The sequence below is a fragment of the Cellulosimicrobium sp. Marseille-Q8652 genome (assembly GCF_965112045.1).
Genome location: NZ_CBCOPS010000001.1, coordinates 289,287 through 310,362 on the forward strand (window position 1 = coordinate 289,287; position 21,076 = coordinate 310,362).

At 73.8% G+C, this 21,076-nt stretch carries 12 protein-coding genes and 1 riboswitch; of the genes, 3 read left to right on the forward strand and 9 right to left on the reverse strand.

Annotated features, from left to right (window positions below; translation table 11 throughout):
* Positions 1-47 precede the first annotated feature (47 nt).
* Positions 48-154: riboswitch (ZMP/ZTP riboswitch) on the reverse strand.
* Between the two features lie 35 nt (positions 155-189).
* A complete protein-coding gene (locus ACWPWV_RS01265; protein WP_454041190.1) occupies positions 190-714 on the reverse strand; it encodes a GNAT family N-acetyltransferase in 525 nt (174 codons plus the stop codon).
* Between the two features lie 119 nt (positions 715-833).
* Here ACWPWV_RS01265 and purU point away from each other — a divergent pair, with 119 nt between their 5' ends.
* Complete coding sequence (gene purU / locus ACWPWV_RS01270; RefSeq protein ID WP_454041191.1) at positions 834-1,721, forward strand: formyltetrahydrofolate deformylase; 888 nt, start codon at positions 834-836, stop codon at positions 1,719-1,721.
* A gap of 88 nt (positions 1,722-1,809) precedes the next feature.
* On the opposite strand, the gene pulA is transcribed toward purU, so the two are convergent.
* The 6 genes from pulA to ACWPWV_RS01300 form a co-directional block, all read right to left on the reverse strand.
* Positions 1,810-7,992, reverse strand: a complete 6,183-nt coding sequence (gene pulA / locus ACWPWV_RS01275) for a pullulanase-type alpha-1,6-glucosidase (RefSeq protein ID WP_454041192.1) — start codon at positions 7,990-7,992, stop codon at positions 1,810-1,812.
* A gap of 207 nt (positions 7,993-8,199) precedes the next feature.
* Positions 8,200-11,835, reverse strand: coding sequence for an ATP-binding cassette domain-containing protein (locus ACWPWV_RS01280; RefSeq protein ID WP_454041193.1), 3,636 nt, complete (start codon positions 11,833-11,835; stop codon positions 8,200-8,202).
* Between the two features lie 104 nt (positions 11,836-11,939).
* Positions 11,940-12,926 (reverse strand): malate dehydrogenase, encoded by a 987-nt coding sequence (locus ACWPWV_RS01285; protein ID WP_454041194.1) that lies wholly within the window; start codon positions 12,924-12,926, stop codon positions 11,940-11,942.
* A gap of 297 nt (positions 12,927-13,223) precedes the next feature.
* Positions 13,224-14,441 (reverse strand): NADP-dependent isocitrate dehydrogenase, encoded by a 1,218-nt coding sequence (locus tag ACWPWV_RS01290; protein WP_454041195.1) that lies wholly within the window; start codon positions 14,439-14,441, stop codon positions 13,224-13,226.
* A 243-nt stretch (positions 14,442-14,684) separates the two neighbouring features.
* The gene (locus tag ACWPWV_RS01295; RefSeq protein ID WP_454041196.1) at positions 14,685-15,218 is read right to left on the reverse strand and encodes a hypothetical protein; all 534 of its coding nucleotides are present in this window, start codon (positions 15,216-15,218) and stop codon (positions 14,685-14,687) included.
* The gene (locus ACWPWV_RS01300) at positions 15,215-16,081 is read right to left on the reverse strand and encodes a class I SAM-dependent methyltransferase (protein WP_454041197.1); all 867 of its coding nucleotides are present in this window, start codon (positions 16,079-16,081) and stop codon (positions 15,215-15,217) included. The genes ACWPWV_RS01295 and ACWPWV_RS01300 overlap by 4 nt, the downstream gene beginning before the upstream one ends.
* A 233-nt stretch (positions 16,082-16,314) precedes the next feature.
* Between ACWPWV_RS01300 and ACWPWV_RS01305 the strand changes: the two genes are divergently transcribed.
* Positions 16,315-17,376 carry an aquaporin gene (locus ACWPWV_RS01305; protein WP_454041198.1) on the forward strand — a complete coding sequence of 354 codons (1,062 nt, stop codon included), beginning with the start codon at positions 16,315-16,317 and terminating at the stop codon, positions 17,374-17,376.
* Between the two features lie 66 nt (positions 17,377-17,442).
* Here the strand turns inward: ACWPWV_RS01305 and ACWPWV_RS01310 are convergent, their stop codons facing one another.
* A complete protein-coding gene (locus ACWPWV_RS01310) occupies positions 17,443-17,874 on the reverse strand; it encodes a DUF3017 domain-containing protein (protein WP_454041199.1) in 432 nt (143 codons plus the stop codon).
* A 54-nt stretch (positions 17,875-17,928) separates the two neighbouring features.
* Between ACWPWV_RS01310 and ACWPWV_RS01315 the strand changes: the two genes are divergently transcribed.
* Positions 17,929-19,263: an NAD(P)/FAD-dependent oxidoreductase gene (locus tag ACWPWV_RS01315; protein ID WP_454041200.1), complete on the forward strand. Its 1,335-nt coding sequence runs from the start codon at positions 17,929-17,931 to the stop codon at positions 19,261-19,263.
* Positions 19,264-19,331: 68 nt separating this feature from the next.
* On the opposite strand, the gene purH is transcribed toward ACWPWV_RS01315, so the two are convergent.
* A complete protein-coding gene (purH, locus tag ACWPWV_RS01320) occupies positions 19,332-21,026 on the reverse strand; it encodes a bifunctional phosphoribosylaminoimidazolecarboxamide formyltransferase/IMP cyclohydrolase (protein WP_454041201.1) in 1,695 nt (564 codons plus the stop codon).
* Positions 21,027-21,076: the final 50 nt, after the last annotated feature.

The following is a 21,076-nucleotide window of genomic DNA, read 5'->3' on the forward strand; positions in this document are numbered from 1 at the left end:
GGGGGGTGGTCCCGGTCCGCAACCGGGTACGCACCCACCAGGGGGTGACCCGGGGCCCAGGCGAACGACCCGTCGTCTGCACAGCACGTCGCTCCCCGGTGGTGATCCACCATCCCCGCTCGAACGACGGGGTGCGCCAGTCGCGACGCGCACGATCCTAACCCACACCGTGCGCCCCCGGTCGAGCGGTCAGGCGCCCTGCTGCTCCTGGGCGGCGCCGTCGTCGTGCACCTCGGCCGCACCGAGGATGCGGCGCAGGTACGTGTACGTGAGGTCGCCCGCCGCCTTGTCGTACTGCTCCTCGTAGCCGTGCTTCGTGTACATCGCCAGGTTCTGCTTCGAGTCCTTGCCGGTGAAGACCCAGATCTCCGAGGTCTGCTCCGGCAGGTACGGCAGCACCTCGAAGAGCATCTGCGTGCCGATGCCGCGGCCCTGCATGTCGGGGGCGACCGCGAGGCGACCGAGCGTCGCCCGGCTGCCCTCGATCTCGACCCGCACCGACCCGACGAGGCGGTGGCCGAGCCACGCGCCGATCGTCACGACGTCCTCGCGCGCGAGGTCGTCGCGCAGCTCGTGCAGGGTCTGCGTCAGCGGGGGGATGTTCGGGTCGCCGTACAGCTGCGCCTCGGTGACGAACGCCGCCCGGCGCAGGGTGAGGAGCTCGCCGGCCTCGGCGTCGTCGACGAGACGGGTCGTGATCTGCGCGTCGTTCATGGGTTCATCGTGTCAGACATGCGCGCGCCGCACGGCCGGGAGCCGGGTGATGTGCCGGTGCGCGTCCGCCGGGAGGACGACGGCGTCCCCCGCCCGGGTCCGCGGCTACCCTCTGAGAGGTGTCCACGACGAGCCCTTCACCCGCAGACGCCACCGCCGACCGTCCGACCCACTGGGTCCTCACGCTCTCCTGCCCCGACGGTCCGGGGATCGTGCACGCCGTCGCGGGGGCGCTCGCCGGGCTCGGCGGCAACATCACCGAGTCGCAGCAGTTCGGCGACCCGCTGTCGGGACTGTTCTTCATGCGCGTCCAGGTCGAGGCCGCGGTCCCCCGCGACGCTCTCGCCGACGCGCTCGCCCCGGTCGTGGAGCGGTTCGGCATGGCCTGGGAGCTCGACGTCGTCGGACGACGCGTCCGCACGCTCCTCATGGTGTCGAAGGCGCCGCACTGCCTCGTGGACCTGCTGTACCGCGAGCGGTCCCAGGCGATGCCGATCGAGGTCGTGGGCGTCGTCGGCAACCACACGGACCTGCAGGACATCGCGTCCTTCTACGGCAAGCCGTTCCACCACGTGCCCGTGACGCGCGAGACCAAGGCCGACGCCGAGGCGCGGCTCCGCGGGCTCGTGACGGAGCTCGACGTCGAGCTCGTGGTGCTCGCGCGCTACATGCAGATCCTCTCCGACGACCTGTGCCGCGAGATGCCCGGCCGCATCATCAACATCCACCACTCGTTCCTGCCGAGCTTCAAGGGCGCGCGCCCCTACGCGCAGGCGCACGACCGCGGGGTCAAGCTCATCGGGGCCACCTCGCACTACGTCACGGGCGACCTCGACGAGGGGCCCATCATCGAGCAGGACGTCGCACGCGTGGACCACTCCCGCCGCGTGGAGGACCTCGTCGCGATCGGCGAGGACGTCGAGCGCCAGACGCTCGCGCGCGCGGTGCGCTGGCACGCCGAGCACCGCGTGCTGCTCGACGGGCACCGCACCGTCGTCTTCCGCTGACCTCGCTCGCGCGAGAGCCCCGGCCGCGCGGGACGACCCCGGTCCAGGACCGGTGCCCTCCCCCGCGCGACCGGGGCTCTGCTTTACGTCAGGAGCAGGTGAGCCCTCCGTACGGGGCGTCGAACGTCGAGGTGACCTCCTCGCCGTCGACCGTCGCCGTCGCGGTGACCGTCGCCTCGCCCGCCTCGAGCGCCTTCGCGCGGACCGCGAAGGACTGGTAGGCGTTCTTGCCCGGGGCGACCCCGGCGACCTCCCGGCTGCCGAACGCGGTGCGGAGCGTGACGTCCACCGGGACGGCGCCGTCGTTCGTCGCGCGCACCGCCACGTAGGCCTTCCCCGCGAGGCAGCGCCCCGTGGCCTCGACCGAGACGGGCAGACCGTCCGCCGCCTGCGGGTCGACGAGCACGGCGACGGTCCGGGCCGGCACGGTCACCGTCCCGGTCGTGGCGTCCCAGGTCGTCGCGCGCACGACGTCGTCGCCGCCCTCCTGCTGGACCGGGGAGAGCACGTAGTCACGCCCCGCGAGCGCCCCGACGGTCTCGGTGACCGGCTCGGGCGAGGCGTTGAGCACGGCGAGCAGGCCGTCCAGCGCCGGGTCGGCGTCGGCGCCCACGAGGTCGTCGACCGCCATGACGATCACGCCGGGCTCCTGGTCGGCGCCCGAGTCGGGGAACGTGACCTTCTCGCGGATCGCGTCGGCGTCGCCGAGACGGAACAGCTCGGTCGAGTGCCGCAGCCGCAGCAGGTCCTGCGCCTGCGCCGACGCCGTCGCGATGTCCTCCGGCGACGGCTTGAGCGCCGGGTCCGCGAGGAGCGGCGCCATGAGAGGCCACTTGTCCTCGTTGTCGGCCGCCATCGGCAGGCCCCTGCCGAACCCGTTGTCCTGGCCGGACCAGTCGATCGCGTTGAACCAGTCGCCCGAGTCGTAGCTGTTGCGGTCGAGCGACTTCGAGCGCAGCAGGTCCGTGCCCGCGTGCCAGAACGACGGCGTCTGCGACAGCGCCGCGGTCGCGAGCGAGACCGTGTTCATCCGGACGCGCTCGTCCATCGGCGTGTCCGCCGGCAGCTTGAGCGTGAGCAGGTCGAACAGCGTCTCGTTGTCGTGCGCGTCGACGTACGTGACGACCTCCTCGGGAGAGTCGGCGTACCCCGCGGGCGCCCCGCGGTAGTCGATCGCGTCGCCGCGCTGCTCCTCGCCCGTCGAGGTGACGAACGTGAAGTCGCGCAGGTTCCCGGCGAGGCCGAGCCGCACGAGATCGGTCTGGTGCCCGAGGTCGGCGTACTCGTCCTCGGACCCGTCGTTGACCGTGCCGGGCTCGTCCGCCCGGGCCGGCTGCCCGTTGGGGTCGGTCGCGAGGCCGGTGCCGAAGCCCTGCGTGAACGTCGACGCGCCGTCGACGGGCGACCCGCCGTGCACCGCGTCGCGCAGGCGGTCGGAGAACGTCCCGATGCCCGTGCCGCCGAGCTGGCCCTGCGTGGCCTGCTCGAACAGCGCGTTCCCCGCGACCTCGCCGAAGTCCCAGCCCTCGCCGTACAGGTAGACCGACTCCCCGTCGACGCCGTCCTCGGCGAGCGTCAGACCGTCGAGCGCAGCCCGCACGTCGAGCATGTTCTGCTTCGAGTGGTGGCCCATGAGGTCGAAGCGGAACCCGTCGACCTTGTAGTCCCGGGCCCACGTGACGACCGAGTCGACCATGAGCTTGCCGGCCATCGCGTGCTCGGTGGCGACGTTCTGGCAGCACGTGCTCGTCTCGACCGCGCCCGTGGTGGGGTTCAGCCGGTGGTAGTAGCCCGGCACGACCTTGTCCAGGACGGACTTGTCGGCCTGACCGCTCGCGGCCGTGTGGTTGAACACCTGGTCGAGCACCACCTGGAGGCCTGCGCCGTGCAGCCCGCCGACCATGGTGCGGAACTCCGCGACGCGAGCGCCGCCGTCGGCGTCCACCGCGTACGACCCCTCGGGCGCCGAGAAGTGCCACGGGTCGTAGCCCCAGTTGAAGCCGTCGGTGCTCTGCACCGCCGCGACGGCGGCCTGCTGCTCGGTCGAGTCGGGTGCGAACCCGCTGAGGTCGCCCGTCGTGGCCTGGGCCGCGCGGTCCTCGGGGATCGACGCGATGTCGAACGTCGGCAGCAGGTGCACCGTCGTGAGCCCCGCGTCGGCGAGCTCGCGCAGGTGCGTCATGCCGTCCGAGTCCTCCTCGGCGAACGCGAGGTAGGTCCCACGCTCCTCGGCGGGGACGGTCTCGTCCGCGATCGAGAAGTCGCGCACGTGCAGCTCGTAGATCGTCTGGTCGACGGCGCGCTCCACCACCGGGGCGGGCGTGCCCTCCCAGACGCTCGGGCGGAACGCCGGGTCGTCGAGGTCGACGGCCACCGAGTGCGTCGAGTCGAGCGTGAGGCCGACCGAGTACGGGTCGGTCACGACGTTGGTCTCGACCTTCCCCGTGCTCGGGACGTAGACCTGCACCTCGTAGAGGTAGCGGGCGCCCTTCCAGCCGACGGCCGCACCTCCTGGGCCATCATCGAGCTTCTTGTCGGCCTCCTTGCCGTCGAGCGTCCACGTGCCGTCGGACTGGCGCGTGGTCGCGAAGCGCCGGGGCTCGTCGTCGAGCGACGCGCCCGCGGGCCAGGCGAGAAGCGAGACCTCCTGCGCCGTCGGCGCCCACAGCGCGAACGAGGCCCACTTGCCGTTGGCGTGCCACGTGAGGCCGAGCTCTCGCTCCGCCGCGTCCTCGGCGAAGAGGTCGTCGACCACGCCGGGGATCTGCACGCCGGTCGCCGCGGTCACCGTGTCGCCGTCGGAGCGGGTGACGAGGAGCTGCCCCCGGAGCGCCGCCGCGACGTCGTCGCGCCCGACGGGCTCGCCGTCGGCGCCCGTCACGCGGAGCGCGGTGTACGCCGCGAGCGCCGGGAAGTCGGCCGCAGTCTCGTCGGGCAGGCCGCCCGGCTCCACCTCGAGGGTGTACGACGTCGCGCCCTCCGGCGCGTCGACCGCACCGTCCGCGACGGTCAGCCCGCCCTCCGGCGCCGCCCACAGCGTGAACCCGTCACCCGTGCCGAGGTCGCCCGGCCAGGCCAGGAGGCCTTCGCGGACCCAGTGCGCGGCCTGCTGGCCCGTACCGGGCAGCGGCGGGTTCTCGACGCCGATCTCGAGCACGTGTGTCTCGAGGTCGTACGTGAAGGTCACGGTCTCGCCGTCTCCGACGGAGAACTGGTAGTTCGCCCCTCCCGGAGCGCCGCCGACGCCGTAGTTCTCGGCCCAGCTCAGCCCGTGGGCGATCTTGCCCTCGTACGCCCCCGCGGCGAGGTCGTCCGTGGACCACGTGTAGGTGCCGTCGCCGTCGGGGTCCTTGAGCCACGTCGCGAGGCAGTCGGGCGCCCACGTGCCGGGGCAGCCGACCTGGTCCTGGTACGACCCGGGCAGCGTGACGACGGGCCCCTGCGCGGTGCTCGAGAAGTCCTTGCTCACCGGGTCCCAGTAGAAGGTCACCGGCCCGCCCTCGGTCGTGTAGGTCGCGTTGCCGCCGCCCGCCACGCCGCCGACCCCGTAGTTGACGGTCCACGACCCGTTGATCGCGACCTTGTACTCGTAGGTGCCCGCAGGGACGTCGAACGTCCCCGCGTACACGCCGTCGGGACGCTGCGTGAGCTGCGCGGCCTCGCAGCCCGGCGCCCAGTCGCCGGCGCAGCCCATCTCGGAGTTGTGGCTCCCGGGGACGGTCACGAGGTCGATCTCGGGCTCGGGCTCCTCGGAGACCGTCCCGCTCACGTCCACGCCGACGCTCGCGAACGTCGACGCGGCGGCACGGTCGCCGTCGGCGTCGGTCGTCACGGCGCGGTACTCGACGAGCGTGCCCTCGGCCAGCCCCGTCACGTCGTGGAAGACGCGCGGCGTCGTGTCCTCGGCCGTCCCGAGGTGGTGCCACGCCGAGGCCCCGGCAGCGCCCACCGCTCGCCAGGCGAACGACGTCTCCGCCCACGCGTCGGCGTCGACCGTCGCGGCGACGGGGGCGACACCGGTCAGGGCGGCACCCGCGGCCGGGACCGTCACGGCGATGTCGCCGGACGAGTCCGCGCCGACCTGGCGGTCGGCCACGAGCACGACGGCGGACGTCGCCGGGACCGTGAGCGTCACCGTGCCCTCGGCGTCCGCGGTGACGGGCTCGGCGTCGCCGTGCAGCACGTCGTACGAGGCGCCCGGCGTGAGGGTCGTGAACGTCGCCTCGCGCTCCTGTGCCGCGTTGTTCAGCGCGACGAGGTGCTCGACCTTCTCCTCGCGGTCGACGCGGCTGAAGGCGTAGACCCCCGCGCCGTTCGTGACGTGGCGCTCGACCTGGGCCCCCGTCGCGAGCGCCGGGTGGCTGTCGCGCAGCGCGGAGAGCGACGCGATGTGCTCGTAGAGCGGCGCGTCGGTGCCGTAGCGGTCCACGCTGCCCGCCTGCTCCCCCGTGACGAGCGGCTGGTCCGCGTACTCGGCGACCTGCGTCGCGAAGAGCGTCTGCCGCGCGTCCTTGTCGCCCCCCGCACCTGCGAAGCCCTGCTCGTCCCCGTAGTAGACGACCGGCTGGCCCCGCGTGAGGTACATGAGCTCGTGCGCGAGCTCGTCCCGCGCGAGCGGGTCGTCGGTGCCCGCGAGCATGTACCCGACGCGGCCCATGTCGTGGTTGCCGAGGAACGTCGGCAGCGCGCTCGCCGACGAGTCGGGCGTCGTGTACAGGTCGTCGCTCGCGAACAGCGAGGCGAGGCCCTTCGTGCTGTTGCCGCTCGCGAAGCTCGTCGCCGCGGACTGGAAGGTGAAGTCGAGGGTCGAGCTCATGTCGGTGCGCCGGACGTACGGCGAGAGCTTCGCCGCGTCGGCGTCGTACACCTCGCCGAACATGAAGAAGTCGTCCTTGCCCTGCGCGTGCGCGTAGTCGAGGACCTCCGTGGTCCACGTCTCCCAGAACTCGAAGTTCACGTGCTTGACCGTGTCGATGCGGAAGCCGTCGATGCCGAGGTCGATCCAGTCCTGGTAGACGTCGACGAAGCCGTCGACGACCGTCGGGTGCTCGGTCATGAGGTCGTCGAGGCCGTCGAAGTCGCCGTACGTGACGGACTCCCCCGTCCACGTCGAGTTGCCGCGGTTGTGGTACAGCGTCGGGTCGTTGAGCCACCCGGGCACCTTGAGCTGTTCCTTGCCGGCCGGGACGAACGGCGTGTAGGGGAACGACGTCGCGGGGTCGAGGTCCGGGAAGCCGTCGGTGCCCGCGTAGGTGGCCGGGTCGAACACGGTCCCGACGGCGTCGCGGTACGGCGACGTCGCCTGGTCGACGTACGAGTACTGCTTCTCCTCGTAGTCGACCACGTCCGCGGTGTGGTTCGTGATGATGTCGAAGTAGACCTTGATCCCGCGGTCGTGCGCCTCGTCGATGAGGGCCTCGAGCTCGGCGTTCGTGCCGAGGTGCGGGTCGATCTGCGTGAAGTCGGTGATCCAGTACCCGTGGTAGCCCGCGGACGCGTCGGCCCCGGTGCCCTGGACGGGCTGGTTCTTGAACGACGGCGTGAGCCAGATGGCCGTCGTGCCGAGCCCCTCGACGTAGTCGAGGTTCTCGCGCAGCCCGGCGATGTCGCCGCCCTGGTAGAAGCCCTTGTCCGTCGGGTCGAACCCGGACGTCAGCCGGTCGTCCCCGAGCCCCGCGGTGTCGTTCGCCGGGTCGCCGTTGGCGAACCGGTCGGTCATGACGAAGTAGAAGCGCTCGTCCGACCCGGGCTGGCGCACCGGCGGGACGACGAGCGCGGCGTCCTGCCCGTCGTCGTACCCCTCCGCGAGGCCGAGGGGCGTGAGCGCGATGCGCTGCGTCGCGTCGTCGAACGTCACGCGCACGCGCGTGTCGCCGCCGAGCACGAGCGGGGCGTTGTCCTGACCGCCGTCGCGCCCGTAGGCCTCGTCCCACGCGTCGTCCATCGCGACCTTGTACTGCCAGGTCCCGGCGGGGACGTCGAACTCGGCCGACCACACGCCGGGGTCTCCCGTGGGCGCGAGGTCCGTCGCCGCGCAGGCGGGGTCCCAGTCGGCCGCGCAGCCGAGCTCGGACTGGAGGTCGCCCACGAGGGCGGCGGTGCGGTCGGCGCCGGCCGCGGGGGCGGCCAGCGCGGCGACGGTGAGCCCGGCGAGCGTCGACGTCGCCAGCGCGAGCGCGGTGACCGACGCCGTCGCGCGGGACGCGCGAGACCGGGAGAGGTGGGATGACGCGGTCGACGACGCTGAGCGTCGACGCGGCGTGGAGGTCATGGAGGACTCCCTCGTCCGAAGAGGTTCGTGCGGAAGCCGCGCGAGGAGCACGGACGGACGACGGGACCAGCAGCGGACGACGTCGGCCGAGCCAGGCGCTCTCAGCGTACGGCTGGCTTGACTGTACTGCTTGCAGAAAGTTGCAGCAAGACTCTGCAGAGGCGCGCGAGAACCCGTCCGCGCCGGGCAGGGCGGTCGACGCGGACGTCAGGACGCGAGGTGGGCCCACCGCGCTGCGAGGTCGCTCCAGGGCCCGACGTCGGCCACCTCGCCGTCCTCGAGCACCACGACGCGGTCCGCTCGTGCGAGCGCGGCAGCCTTCGACGTCGCACCGACGACCGTCGTCCCGCGCTCCCGCAGCGCCGTCCACAGCTCGATCTCCGTCGCGGCGTCCAGCGCGCTCGAGACGTCGTCCGCGAGGAGGAGCTCGGTCTGCGTGGCGAGCGCCCGGGCGAGCGCCAGGCGCTGCACCTGCCCGCCGGAGAGCCGCACGCCGCGGTGGCCGACGAGCGCCTCGTGGCCACCGGCCTCGACGACGTCCTGCTCGAGCCGCGCCGCGGCGACCGGCTCGTCCACGTCGCGCTCGTGACCGAGCCGGACGTTGTCGGCGAAGGACCCCGAGAGGACGCGCGGCACCTGCGCGACGTGCGCGACCTGTCCGGGGCGCAGGAAGGTCTGTGCGTCGACGACGTCGGTGCCGTTCCACCGGATCGCGCCGGTGTGCTCCATGAGACCCGCGAGCGCGGCGAGCAGGCTCGACTTGCCGGACCCCACCTGCCCCAGGAGCAGCACGAGCTCGCCGCGCCGCACCGACAGGTCGACGCCCTGCACCCCGATGGTCCCGTCGTCGTGCAGTGCCGTCATGCCGGCGAGGTCGAGCCGCTCCAGCGGCTGCCGCGGTCCCGGCGCGGGAGCCGGCGCCGCACCGGTGAGCAGGTCGACGCCGCGCGGGAGGTCCACGAGGTCGGCGCCCGCGGCGAACCGGCTCGTCACCTGCTGCCACGAGCGCGTGCCCGGCGCCTCGGTCACGACGGCCCCGGCGACGACGCCGAACCAGCCGAACCCGTTCACGGCGTTGGCGACCAGCAGCGCGGTCGCGAGGTCCCACGTGCCCGTGAGCAGCCCGGCCCACGCGGCGACCACACCGAGCTGGATCATGACGAGCGGCACACCGTCGAGCGCCGCCTGGACGCGGTGCTCGAAGACCGCGGCGGTGACCCGGCCGCCGTCGACCGCGCGGAGGTGGGCGTGCACGTGCGGCGTGCGGGCCGCGAGCTTGACGGTGCGCGCGGAGTCGAGCGCGGAGACCAGAGCACGGCCGAACCGTGCGCGCGCCGCCGAGGACCGCGTCGCCGACCGTCCGGCGATCGGCCGCCCGAGGGCCGACGCGGCGGCGGAGACGACCATGACGGCGAGCAGCACCGCTCCCGCGAGCCACGACCCGCTGAGCAGGGCCGTGACGCCCGCGATGACGAACCCGTTGACGAGGTCCACCCACCGGTCCGCGTAGCGGACGAACCGGTCGGCGTCCATCGCCCGCGCGACCACCTCGCCCGGCGGGGTGGCCGTCAGCCGGTGCTGCCGCGTCTGACCCGCCATGACCATCATCCGGACCCGCAGCAGCAGCTCGATCCACCACCGGGGGTAGACGTAGAGGGCGCGCGCGAGGCACAAGGGCGCCACGACCAGCAGGACCACGAACGGCACGAGCAGCGCGACCGGGAAGCCCTCGTCGAGCTCCTGGACGGTGCGCCCCCAGAGGTACCCGGTGACCGCGCCCTGGGCCGAGAACAGGCTCGCCACGAGGAACAGCACCGCACCCACCACGCCCCAGGCGGGGCGCACGACGAGCGCGTGCAGGACGCCGCGCGCCAGGCTGGGCCCGTCGCCCGGGTCGGGGAGGACGGGAGGCGTGCCGCGGCGACGTCGCCCGCCCACCGACTCCGCGGGTGCACCCGACGGCGCGCCCAGCGCAGCCGGACCGGCCGCAGTGGTCGGCTCGCCGGACTCGGTCGGATCCCCCGGCGCCCCCGGCGCGACCCGCTCCGGGGGCACGCCGTCGAGGTCGTCCGGGTCCGGACCGCCGCGGGACGCGCTCGACTCCAGCAGCGAGCGGTACGGGCCGGGGACCGTCGCGAGCTCCGCCCGGGCGCCCTGCTGCACGACGCGCCCGTGGTCGAGGACGGCGACCAGTCCCGCGCGCTCGATCGTCGAGAGGCGGTGCGCGACGAGGACTCCCGTGCGACCCGCGAGCAGGCGCTCCGAGGCCGCGACCACGCGCGCCTCGGTCAGCGGGTCCATGCGGGCGGTCGCCTCGTCGAGGACGACGACCTGGACGTCGCGCACGAGCAGCCGCGCGAAGGCGACGAGCTGCTCCTCTCCCGCGGACAGCGACGTGCCGCCGGGGCCGAGGAGGGTGTCGAGCCCGTCCGGCAGCCCGGCGACCCAGTCGTCGAGGCGGAGCTCGCGGACGGCCGCCTCGACGTCCGACCGCGGGACGTCCGCGAACAGCGCGACGTTCTCCGCGAGCGTGCCGGCCAGGATCTCCGTGCGCTGGGTCACGACGCCGACCGCCGCGCGCAGCGCCTGCAGGTCGAGGTCGCGGACGTCCGCGCCCCCGAGACGCACCGAGCCCGCCGGCGGCTCGACCGCCCGCGAGAGCAGCGACGCGAGCGTCGACTTGCCGGACCCCGTGCGGCCGACGAGCGCCACGGTCTCCCCCGCGGGGACGCGCAGGTTCACGCCGTCGAGGGCGAACGTCCCCTCGGCGTAGGAGAAGTGCAGGTCCCGCAGCTCGATCCCCACCGGCCCCTCGGGCACGGGGTCCCCTCCGGTCGGCTCGGGGACGACGGAGAGCATCTGGCGCAGCCGCGTGAGGGCGCCGAGGCCCTCCTGGATGTCCGGGAGGTGGTGGACGAGGTTGTCCGTCTGCCCCACGAACATGGCGGTGACGAGGAAGAGGGTGACGAGCCGGTCGACCGGCAGGTCGCCGTCGGCCGCGAGGGCGGCTCCCGACACGGCGACCCCCGCGAGCAGGGCGGCGAGCACGAGCCCGGCACGGCGCAGCATGCTCGCCTCGACCGTCAGCACGGACGCGAACCTGCGGTGCACCTCCGCCGAGCGCTCGGCGAGCCGCCGGACGGCGAACGACTGCCCGAGGCTGGTGCGCAGGTCGTCCCGCGCGGCGACCGCCTCCTCGAACGCGGCGGCGTGGTCGGTCCAGGCCGCCTCCTCGATCACCTTGCGGCGCGCGATCTCCCCGAGCATGGGCCGGACGAGCACGCCGGCGACCAGGCCCAGCGCGGGGAAGATCAACCACGCCGGCCACCACGTCAGGCCGGCGACGACCCACATGGGGACCACGCCGACGAGCGTGCGACCGGCGCCCCAGAGCTGGCGGCGAACGAGCGTGCCGACGGCGTGCGTGTCGTCGTCGACCCGGTCGAGCACCTCCCCGACGGCCTGCTCGGTGAGCGTCGCCAGCGGCTGGTGCAGCGCCGCCGTGAGCAGGTCGCCCCGCAGCGTCCCCTCGGCGCGGTCGACGACCCCCGCCCAGACGACCTGCCCGGCGGTGTCGAGCAGGGCGGCGCCGACGATGCACAGCGCGAGGAGCTGGAGGGTCGCCGTCGTGGGGTCCGCGGCGATCCACCCCGCGACGACGGTGCCGAGCGCGGCACCGACCGCACCCACCGTGAGCGCGACCAGCGCGACGGCGGCCTGCGGCCCGCGCAGGCGCCGCCAGCCCAGCAGTCGGGACGGGTCGACGGCCGCACGCGGGGTCGTCGACGTCGTGGTCTCGCCGGGTTCCGTCGGCTGGCCGGTGGAGGCAGGTGCGTCGATCATGTCCCGTCGACCCTACGGTGCGGGGACGACACCCCCGCAGCGATTTTCGGCGCGGGAGTGACCCGCCGCACGGACCGGCACCGCGCCGGCCCGCGCGACCGGGCTCAGACCAGCCCCAGCTCCTCGACCGCCTGGCGCTCCTCCTGGAGCTCCGCGACCGACGCGTCGATGCGCGACCGCGAGAAGTCGGAGATCTCCAGGCCCTGGACGATCTCCCACGCTCCGCCGCGCGACACGACGGGGAACGACGAGATGAGCCCGGTCGGGACGCCGTAGGAACCGTCGGACACGACGCCCGCGCTCGTCCAGTCGCCGTCCGGCGTGCCGAGGACCCAGTCGTGCACGTGGTCGATCGCCGCGTTCGCCGCGGACGCCGCCGAGGACGCACCCCGCGCGTCGATGATCGCGGCACCGCGCTTGGCGACCGTCGGGATGAACTCCTGCTCCAGCCAGCCCTGGTCCGCCGCGAGCTCCGCACCCGGCGCCCCTGCGACGTCGGCGTGGAACAGGTCCGGGTACTGCGTCGCGGAGTGGTTGCCCCAGATCGTCACCTTGCGGACGTCCGAGACCGGGACGCCGGCACGCTTCGCGACCTGCGTCAGCGCACGGTTGTGGTCCAGGCGGGTCATCGCCGTGAAGCGGTCCTTCGGCACGTCGGGCGCGTTCGACGCCGCGATGAGCGCGTTCGTGTTCGCCGGGTTCCCGACGACGAGGACGCGCACGTCGTCGGCCGCGCCGGCGTTGATCGCCCGGCCCTGCGGCTTGAAGATCCCGCCGTTCGCCTCCAGGAGGTCTCCTCGCTCCATCCCCGGGCCGCGGGGACGCGCACCGACCAGCAGCGCCACGTTGGTGCCCTCGAACGCGGGCGCCGGGTCGTCGAAGATGTCGATGCCCGCGAGCAGCGGGAAGGCGCAGTCGTCGAGCTCCATCGCGGTGCCCTCGGCCGCCTTGACGCCCTGCGGGATCTCCAGGAGGCGCAGGCGCACAGGGGTGTCGGGGCCGAGCATCTGGCCCGACGCGATCCGGAACAGCAGCGCGTAACCGATCTGACCGGCCGCGCCGGTCACCGTCACGTTCACGGGGGAAGTCATGCGCTCACTCTCCCACAAGGCCCGTGCGCAGGTCGTCGCACGCGTCGTCGCCCTGGGCGTCGGCCGACGGCGCCGGGTCGACCTGGGAGGCCGGGGCGGCTTGCGTGCCCGGGCGAGGTGACGGGGCCGGAGAGGAGGAGGGCGCGGGTCGTGGTGGGTCTGGCGGGAGGCCGCGAGGCACGAGCGGCCGGATGGTAGACCCGCGCCCTCCTCCTCGGAGAGCCCCGCGAAGAGGCGACCAGGACGCCGAACGGCGGCACCCCGAGGAGGTGCCGCCGTCACGACGCTGGAGAAGACTCAGCCCAGGCGCGCCTTGAGGTTCTCGTCGAGCGCGGCGAGGAAGTCCTCGGTCGTGAGCCACTGCTGGTCCGGGCCGACGAGGAGCGCGAGGTCCTTCGTCATCTGGCCCGACTCGACCGTCTTGACGACGACGTCCTCGAGCGTCTGCGCGAACTCGGTGACCTCGGGGGTGCCGTCCAGCTTGCCGCGGTGCATGAGGCCGCGGGTCCACGCGAAGATCGACGCGATCGGGTTGGTCGACGTCGGCTTGCCCTGCTGGTGCTGGCGGTAGTGACGCGTGACGGTGCCGTGCGCGGCCTCGGCCTCGACGGTCTGGCCGTCGGGCGTCATGAGGACGGACGTCATGAGGCCGAGCGAGCCGAAGCCCTGCGCGACCGTGTCGGACTGGACGTCGCCGTCGTAGTTCTTGCAGGCCCAGACGTAGCCGCCCTCCCACTTCATGGCCGAGGCGACCATGTCGTCGATGAGGCGGTGCTCGTAGGTGAGGCCGGCGGCGGCGAACTGCTCGGCGAACTCGGCGTCGAAGACCTCCTGGAACAGGTCCTTGAACTGGCCGTCGTAGGCCTTGAGGATCGTGTTCTTGGTGGAGAGGTAGACCGGGTAGTTCCGCTGCAGGCCGTAGGCGAACGAGGCGCGCGCGAAGTCGCGGATGGACTCGTTGAAGTTGTACATGCCCATCGCGACGCCGCCCTCCTCGGGCATGGTCACGACCTCGAACGACTGCGGCTCGGAGCCGTCGGCCGGCTCGAACGTCATGGTGATCTTGCCGGCGCCCGGGACCTTGAAGTTCGTCGACTTGTACTGGTCGCCGTGGGCGTGACGGCCGATGATGATCGGCTTGTTCCAGCCCGGCACGAGGCGCGGGATGTTGGAGATGATGATCGGCTCGCGGAAGACGACGCCGCCGAGGATGTTGCGGATGGTCCCGTTGGGCGAGACCCACATCTTCTTGAGGCCGAACTCCTCGACGCGCGCCTCGTCGGGCGTGATCGTCGCGCACTTCACGCCGACGTTGTACTGCTTGATCGCGTTCGCCGCGTCGATCGTCACCTGGTCGTCGGTGGCGTCGCGGTTCTGGATCGACAGGTCGTAGTACTTGAGGTCGACGTCGAGGTACGGGTGGATGAGGCGGTCCTTGATGAACTGCCAGATGATGCGCGTCATCTCGTCGCCGTCGAGCTCGACGACCGGGTTGACGACCTTGATCTTGCCCATGCGCAGATCGCTCCAACTGTCGGGGACTGGTGCCCCCGGACCGGACGGCCACCTGACGGGCCCGGAGGCCGTCGGTCGGTCGTCCGTCGCACACGAGGGGCGTTTGCTGACCGCCGTCCAGGGTACTCGAATTCTCGACGTCAAGATACTTTGTCGGCTGCTCCTCACGGCCGGGGACCCGGCGTGCCCGGTCGGTGCGACGTCGGTGCTCGCGTGTCCGTCCTGGTGCGGTGCACGGAGCGGTCAGGTGGACGGTCGGACCAGCACGCTCGGACCCCGCCGCTCCTGGCGACGGTCGAGGATCGGTTCCACGAGCACGACGGCCGCCGCCGCGAGGACGACCGAGACCGCCACGGCGGTGTCGTGCGTGCGCGCGATCGCGACGATCGCGGCAGCCAGCACGACCGCGGGCCGGATCAGGGTGAACGGCCCGAGAACCAGTGCGGAGGCGAGGTACCTGAGCTCCCACCGGAGCGCGCCGTACACGCCCAGCGCGAGGAGGACGACGAGAGCGTACGGTCCGAGCACGGCCAGGGCCGCCAGGCCCGCCGCCCCGTAGGTGGCCATGGTCCCGGCGCCCAGGACCACGTCGGCGAGCATCGCGGCGGTCGCCGGCGCTGCGAGCAGCGCCATCAGCGCAGCTCCGCGGCGCAGACCTCGCCGGTTCTCGTCCGTGTGGTCGACGAGGCCGGTGCGGCCCAGCGAGGCCCTGAACCCGCTGAAGGCCCCGTCGAGCAGCGCGAGGCACCCGAGCGCGGCGATCACCGCACCGGTCACGTCCCGACACCGACGACCGGTCGGAGCACGTCCAGCGCCCGCGGATGCCAGCGCGGACCCTCGCGGACCTCGACGCGGTACCCCGGCGCACTCGTCCGGACGGTGGTGAGCAGCGCTCCGGAAGGATGGGCGCGCCGGGCGGACAGCACACCGTCGTGGCGCGAGACGGGCTCGCGCATCCGGGCCCGGTGGAAGACCCACGCCCCGACGGTGGACCAGAAGCAGGGCGCGACGTCCCAGTGGGCGAAGGCCAGCACGCGCAGCCGCGCCTGGACCTCGAAGAAGCCGGCGAGCCCGTCGGAGGGGAGGTGGTGGAGGAGACCCGTCGACACGACGACCGTCCGGGCACCGTCGTCGATCGCGACACCCGGTGCGAACGCGTCGCCGTTCACGAACCGGACCGCGAGGCGTTCCGCCCGGGCCAGTCGCTCGGCCTCCGTGACGAGGACCGGGTTCAGGTCCACCCCGACCAGCTCGACCGATCGCGGCAGGTCGCCGCGCCGGGCGATGGACCGGAGCACGTACCCGAGTCCGCAGCCGATGTCGACGAGCCGGACCGGCGGTGCGGAGTCGTGGCCGGTCTCGGCGAGCAGCGAGCCGACCAGCGCCGCCACACGCCGCCCCAGCTGCAGCTCCTCCCCCAGTCGCGCGAGCTCGTAGTGGACACGGAGGCCGAGCGCGTCCACCGCGTCCGGGTCGAGACGTCCCTCGGTCGCCGGCATCCGGGCGACGAGCCGCGCGGCACGCCGCTGGCCGCGGTCGCGCAGCTCCGCCTCGACCACCGATCGGTCCACGTCCAGGCGCTCACCGCTCGGGTCGAGGGACCACAGCAGGTCGGTGATCTCCAGCGGCCGGGGTCTCATGGGCGAAGTCAACCCCATGGGCCGTCCTCGGGCGCCGCGGCGGCCACCCACCCCGACACGGGACACCCCAGCATCCGGCCCCACCCGTCCCGAGTGCTGAGACACGGCAGCCTTCCCAGCCTCTGCACGGCCGATCTCCACCCGATGTCCTGGGAACGGTGGCAGGATGCGCACAGATGCCCAGAAGTGCGGCATCGTGCCGTCATCCCGACTCCGAACAAGACAGGAACATCATGTCCCAGGACACCACCGCTCCCGGAACAACGGGCGGCCCCGTCGTCGAGGACGTCACCGTCGGGCGGACCGAGTCCGTCGCGGTCGTCCAGCCCGGTCTCTTCGCGCGTCTCGGTGCCGAGGTCTTCGGCACGTTCTTCCTCGTCCTCGCGATCGTCGGCGTGGCGATGTGGGCCCGCTTCTTCAACGGGAACCTCGTGCTCTCGGTCGCCTTCGCCGGTGGTGTCGCGCTGCTGGCCGCGGTCGCCGCCGTCGGGCACATCTCGGGCGGGCACTTCAACCCGGCCGTGACGCTCGGTGCCGCGATCGGCGGGCGCACCGCGTGGCGCGACGTGCTCCCCTACTGGCTGGCCCAGGTGGTCGGCGCGGTCCTCGCCGGGCTCGTGCTCCTCGCGACGATCCCGCGGTCGTCGCTCGAGGTCCTGCAGCAGAACACCCTCATCGACGAGGCGACGACGGCGGCCCTGTTCCGCACGACCGCGAACGGCTTCGACACGCACTCCCCGCTGGCGTCGACGTTCGCGGCGGCCGGCGTCGAGGTGACGGTCGGCCTCGCCGCCGCGCTCCTCGTCGAGGTCGTCGCGACCGCCGTCTTCGTCGGCGTGATCCTCGGCGTCACGGACAACCGCACGCGCAGCACGATCGCCCCGATCGCGATCGGTCTCGCCCTCGCGGCGCTGCTCCTCGTCGTGGCGCCGTTCACCAACGCGTCGCTCAACCCCGCGCGCTCGACCGTCTCGGCCGTGTTCGGCGGCGACTGGGCGCTGAGCCAGCTGTGGCTGTTCTGGGTCGCCCCGCTCGTCGGCGCGGCGATCGCGGGCCTGTTCTACCGCGCCTTCGCGTTCGCGCCCGCGCAGGACGACCTCCTGGGTGAGGACCAGCTCGTGACGACGGAGGAGGTCCTCGTCGAGGAGCCGGTCGAGGAGCCCGTCGCCGCAGAGCCGGCGGCGGCCGCGCCGGCGGCGCCGGCCGCAGGCCCGACCACCACCGCGCGTCCCGAGGTCGAGACCCCGGGCACCGAGCGGCCCGAGGGCGACGGCACCCCGACCCCGCGGGTCTGACACCGCAGGAAGCACGCGGGGCCCGGTCCGTTCCGACGGACCGGGCCCCGCGTGCGTCCCGCGCCGTCAGACCGGGCCCACGCCGGGCGCGAACGCGAGGAACGCGATGACCACGGCGGGGGCGAGGAACAAGAACGTGTCGAGGCCGCGGGAGCGCACGGTGATGCCCACGGGACCCGGTCCGGGGATGACGGCCCGGCAGACCCCGGCGACCGCGAGGACGCCGGACAGGACCAGGCTCGCGGCCCGCGCGTCGACGAGCAGGGCCACCGCCGTGGCGAGGGCGACTCCCCCGAGCACGAGCCACATCGCGGGCTGCCGCGACGGCGCGAGGCTCACCGTCGGCTCCGGCACGGTGACGGGCGCGGGAGCGTCGACGACGTCCGGCGACCCGTCGGCGGCAGCCGGCTGACCCTCGTCGTGCACGTGGTGCCACGACGGGACGAGGGTCGGGCGGGGCCGCTGGCTCGCCGCGCCTCGCGCGGTGACGTCGCTCACGCTCGTGCCCGTTCCACGACCGAGAGCCTACCGTCGTGGCCTAGCGTGGCGTCCATGTCGTCCCCCGCGCGCCCGGTCCCGGCCCTGCCCGCACCGACCACCGTCCCGTCCTCCGTCGTCGTGGTGGGCGCGGGCCTGGCAGGGGCCCGCACGGTCGCAGCGCTCCGGCAGCTCGGTTTCGAGGGAGCGCTCACCCTGCTGGGCGCCGAGGGCGTGCCGCCCTACGACCGGCCGCCGCTCTCCAAGGAGCTGCTGACGCGTCCCGTCCCTGCCTGGCTCGCCGAGGACCTGGGGATCGACGTCGGTGCGCTCGTCGACGACCTGCGGCTCGCCGACCCCGCCGTCCGCCTCGCACCCGCCGGCGGGGACACCGCCGGCGTCTCGGTCACCACCCGGTCGGGCGACGTCGTCAGCGCCGACGCGGTCGTCCTCGCCGTCGGCTCCGAGCCGGTCCGGCCGCCGGGCTGGGAGCCGGCGAGCGTGCTGCACTCCGCGGCCGACGCGGCGGCGCTGCGCGAGCGCGTCGTGCCCGGGCTGCGTCTCGCGATCGTCGGGGCGGGCTGGATCGGCGCCGAGGTCGCCGGCGTCGCCGCGGGGGCGGGCGCCGAGGTGACGGTCGTCGAGGCCGGCGCCACCCCGCTCGAGCGCCAGCTCGGCCGTGCGGTGGGCGCTCGTCTCGCCCACTGGTACGAGGACGCGGGCGCGCGTCTCGTCACCGGGGTCCCCGTCGTCGACGTCCGTGCCGACGGCGTCCGTCTCGCCGACGGCGCGCACGTGGCGGCCGACGTCGTGCTCGCCGCCGTGGGTGCGCGGCCCGCGACCGCGTGGCTCGACGGCGTCGTCCCGCGCGACGGACGCGGCACGATCCCCGTCGACGCGACCGGCGCGGTCCGGGGCGTCCCCGGCGTGTGGGCGGTCGGGGACTGCGCGACGCGCGACCACCCCGTGCTCGGGGCCGTGCCGGGCGGGCACTGGTCCGCCGCGCTGCACGACCCGGAGCCGACGGCTCGCGCGATCCTCGGACTGCCCCCGGACGGCACGCCGCCGCACGCCCCGTACGTCTTCTCCCAGCAGCTCGGTCACGACCTCGCGCTCTTCGGCACGCCGTCCGCGACGGACGAGGTCGTCCTCCGCGGCGACCCGTCGGGCGGTGCGTCGGGCCACGAGGGCTGGGCCGCTCTCTACCTCGACCCGCACGACGCCCGTGCCCTCGACGGCGTCGAGCGACCGGTCGCGAGCGTGGTCGTCCCGGTCCGCGCGGTGCTGCTCGTCGACTCGCCGCGCGAGGTGGGCGCGGTGCGCAAGGCCATGAACCGCGGCGAGCAGCTGAGGCTCGACCTCGCCGTGGCGCTCGACCCCGCACGCCGCCTGCGCGACGCGGTCGTCTGAGCACCGGCCGCGACGCCGTGGCGCCGCGGCCGGTGCACCGTGTCCGTCCGGGCGGGTCGGCCCGCCCGTCAGTGCGCGAAGTGGCGGGTGCCCGTGAAGTACATCGTCACGCCGGCCGCCGTCGCGGCCTCGACCACCTCGGCGTCACGGATGGACCCTCCGGGCGCGACGACGGCACGGACGCCGGCGTCGAGCAGGATCTGCAGGCCGTCGGCGAACGGGAAGAACGCGTCGGACGCCGCGACGGCACCCCGTGCGCGCTCCCGACCGTCCGCGAGCGTGTTCGCCCGCTCCACCGCGAGCCGGCACGAGTCGACGCGGTTGACCTGTCCCATCCCGACGCCCACCGCGGCGCCGTCGGCCGCGAGGAGGATGGCGTTGGACTTCGCGGCGCGCACCGCACGCCAGGCGAACGCGAGGTCCGCGAGCGTGGCCTCGTCGGCCGGGTCGCCCGTGACGAGCGTCCAGTGCTGCGGGTCGTCGCCGCCCGTGACGGCGCCCTGGGCGTCGGCGACCACCGCGTCGACGCGGTCGACCTGCTGCACGAGGAGGCCCCCGCTGATCGGGCGCGTCTCGACCGTGGCGGCGGGCGCCCCGTCGACCACGAGGAGCCGGAGATTCTTCTTGGCCTGGAGCACCTCGAGCGCGTCCGGCTCGAACCCCGGCGCGACGACGACCTCGGTGAAGACGGGGGCGATCTGCTCGGCGGCGGCGCGCGTCACGACGCGGTTGGCCGCGACGACGCCGCCGTACGCGGACACGGGGTCGGTCGCGTGCGCCTTGGCGTGCGCGTCGGCGACGTCGGCACCCACGGCGATCCCGCACGGGTTCGCGTGCTTGATGATCGCGACGGCCGGCTCGGCGTGGTCGTGGGCGGCGCGCCAGGCGGCGTCGGCGTCGACGTAGTTGTTGTAGCTCATGTCCTTGCCGTGGAGCTGCGTCGCCTGCGCGAGGCCGGCCGGGCCGTGCCCGGTCGTGTAGAGCGCCGCCCGCTGGTGCGGGTTCTCGCCGTAGCGCAGGACGTCGGACCGGTCCCAGGTCGCGCCGATCCACGCCGGGAAGCCGCTCGACGTGGTGGAGCCGTCCGCCTGCACGGCCTCGTCGGTGGGCGCGACGACGTTGCCCATCCAGGACGCGACGGCGACGTCGTACGTCGCCGTGTGCACGAACGCGGCGGCGGCGAGCGCCTTGCGCTGCGCGTAGGTGAAGCCGCCGGCGCGGACGGCGTCGATCACGGCGTCGTACGCGGCGGGCTCGACGACGACCGCGACGCTCGGGTGGTTCTTCGCGGCGGCGCGCACCATGGAGGGACCGCCGATGTCGATCTGCTCGACGACCTCGTCCGGACCGGCACCCGACGCGACGGTCGCGGCGAACGGGTAGAGGTTGACGACGACGAGCTCGAACGGCTCGATCTCGAGCCCGGCGAGCTGGTCGAGGTGGTCCTGCTTGCGCGCGTCGGCGAGGATGCCGGCGTGCACGCGCGGGTGCAGCGTCTTCACGCGGCCCTCGAGGCACTCGGGGAATCCGGTGAGGTCCTCGACCCGGGTGACCGGGACGCCGGCGCCGGCGATCGTGGCGGCGGTCGAGCCGGTGGAGACGAGCTCGACGCCCGCCGCGTGCAGGGCGGTGGCGAGCTCGACGAGCCCGGTCTTGTCGTACACGCTGAGGAGGGCGCGGCGCACGGGACGCTGCGCGTCGTCGGCGAGCTGGACGTCGGGCGCGGACGGCGCGCCGTGCGCGGGGGACGCGGGCTGGGACATGGCGAGGGGCTCCTCTGGGTCGCGGTCGGTGCGTCGGCCCCGCGGGTGCG

Excerpts from the sequence above, each read along its gene's own strand:
- ACWPWV_RS01265 (WP_454041190.1), bottom strand. The coding sequence starts at position 714 with ATGAACGACGCGCAGATCACGACCCGTCTCGTCGACGACGCCGAGGCC.
- pulA (WP_454041192.1), bottom strand. The coding sequence starts at position 7,992 with ATGACCTCCACGCCGCGTCGACGCTCAGCGTCGTCGACCGCGTCATCC.
- ACWPWV_RS01280 (WP_454041193.1), bottom strand. The coding sequence starts at position 11,835 with ATGATCGACGCACCTGCCTCCACCGGCCAGCCGACGGAACCCGGCGAG.
- ACWPWV_RS01285 (WP_454041194.1), bottom strand. The coding sequence starts at position 12,926 with ATGACTTCCCCCGTGAACGTGACGGTGACCGGCGCGGCCGGTCAGATC.
- ACWPWV_RS01290 (WP_454041195.1), bottom strand. The coding sequence starts at position 14,441 with ATGGGCAAGATCAAGGTCGTCAACCCGGTCGTCGAGCTCGACGGCGAC.
- ACWPWV_RS01300 (WP_454041197.1), bottom strand. The coding sequence starts at position 16,081 with ATGAGACCCCGGCCGCTGGAGATCACCGACCTGCTGTGGTCCCTCGAC.
- ACWPWV_RS01305 (WP_454041198.1), top strand. The coding sequence starts at position 16,315 with ATGTCCCAGGACACCACCGCTCCCGGAACAACGGGCGGCCCCGTCGTC.
- ACWPWV_RS01315 (WP_454041200.1), top strand. The coding sequence starts at position 17,929 with ATGTCGTCCCCCGCGCGCCCGGTCCCGGCCCTGCCCGCACCGACCACC.
- purH (WP_454041201.1), bottom strand. The coding sequence starts at position 21,026 with ATGTCCCAGCCCGCGTCCCCCGCGCACGGCGCGCCGTCCGCGCCCGAC.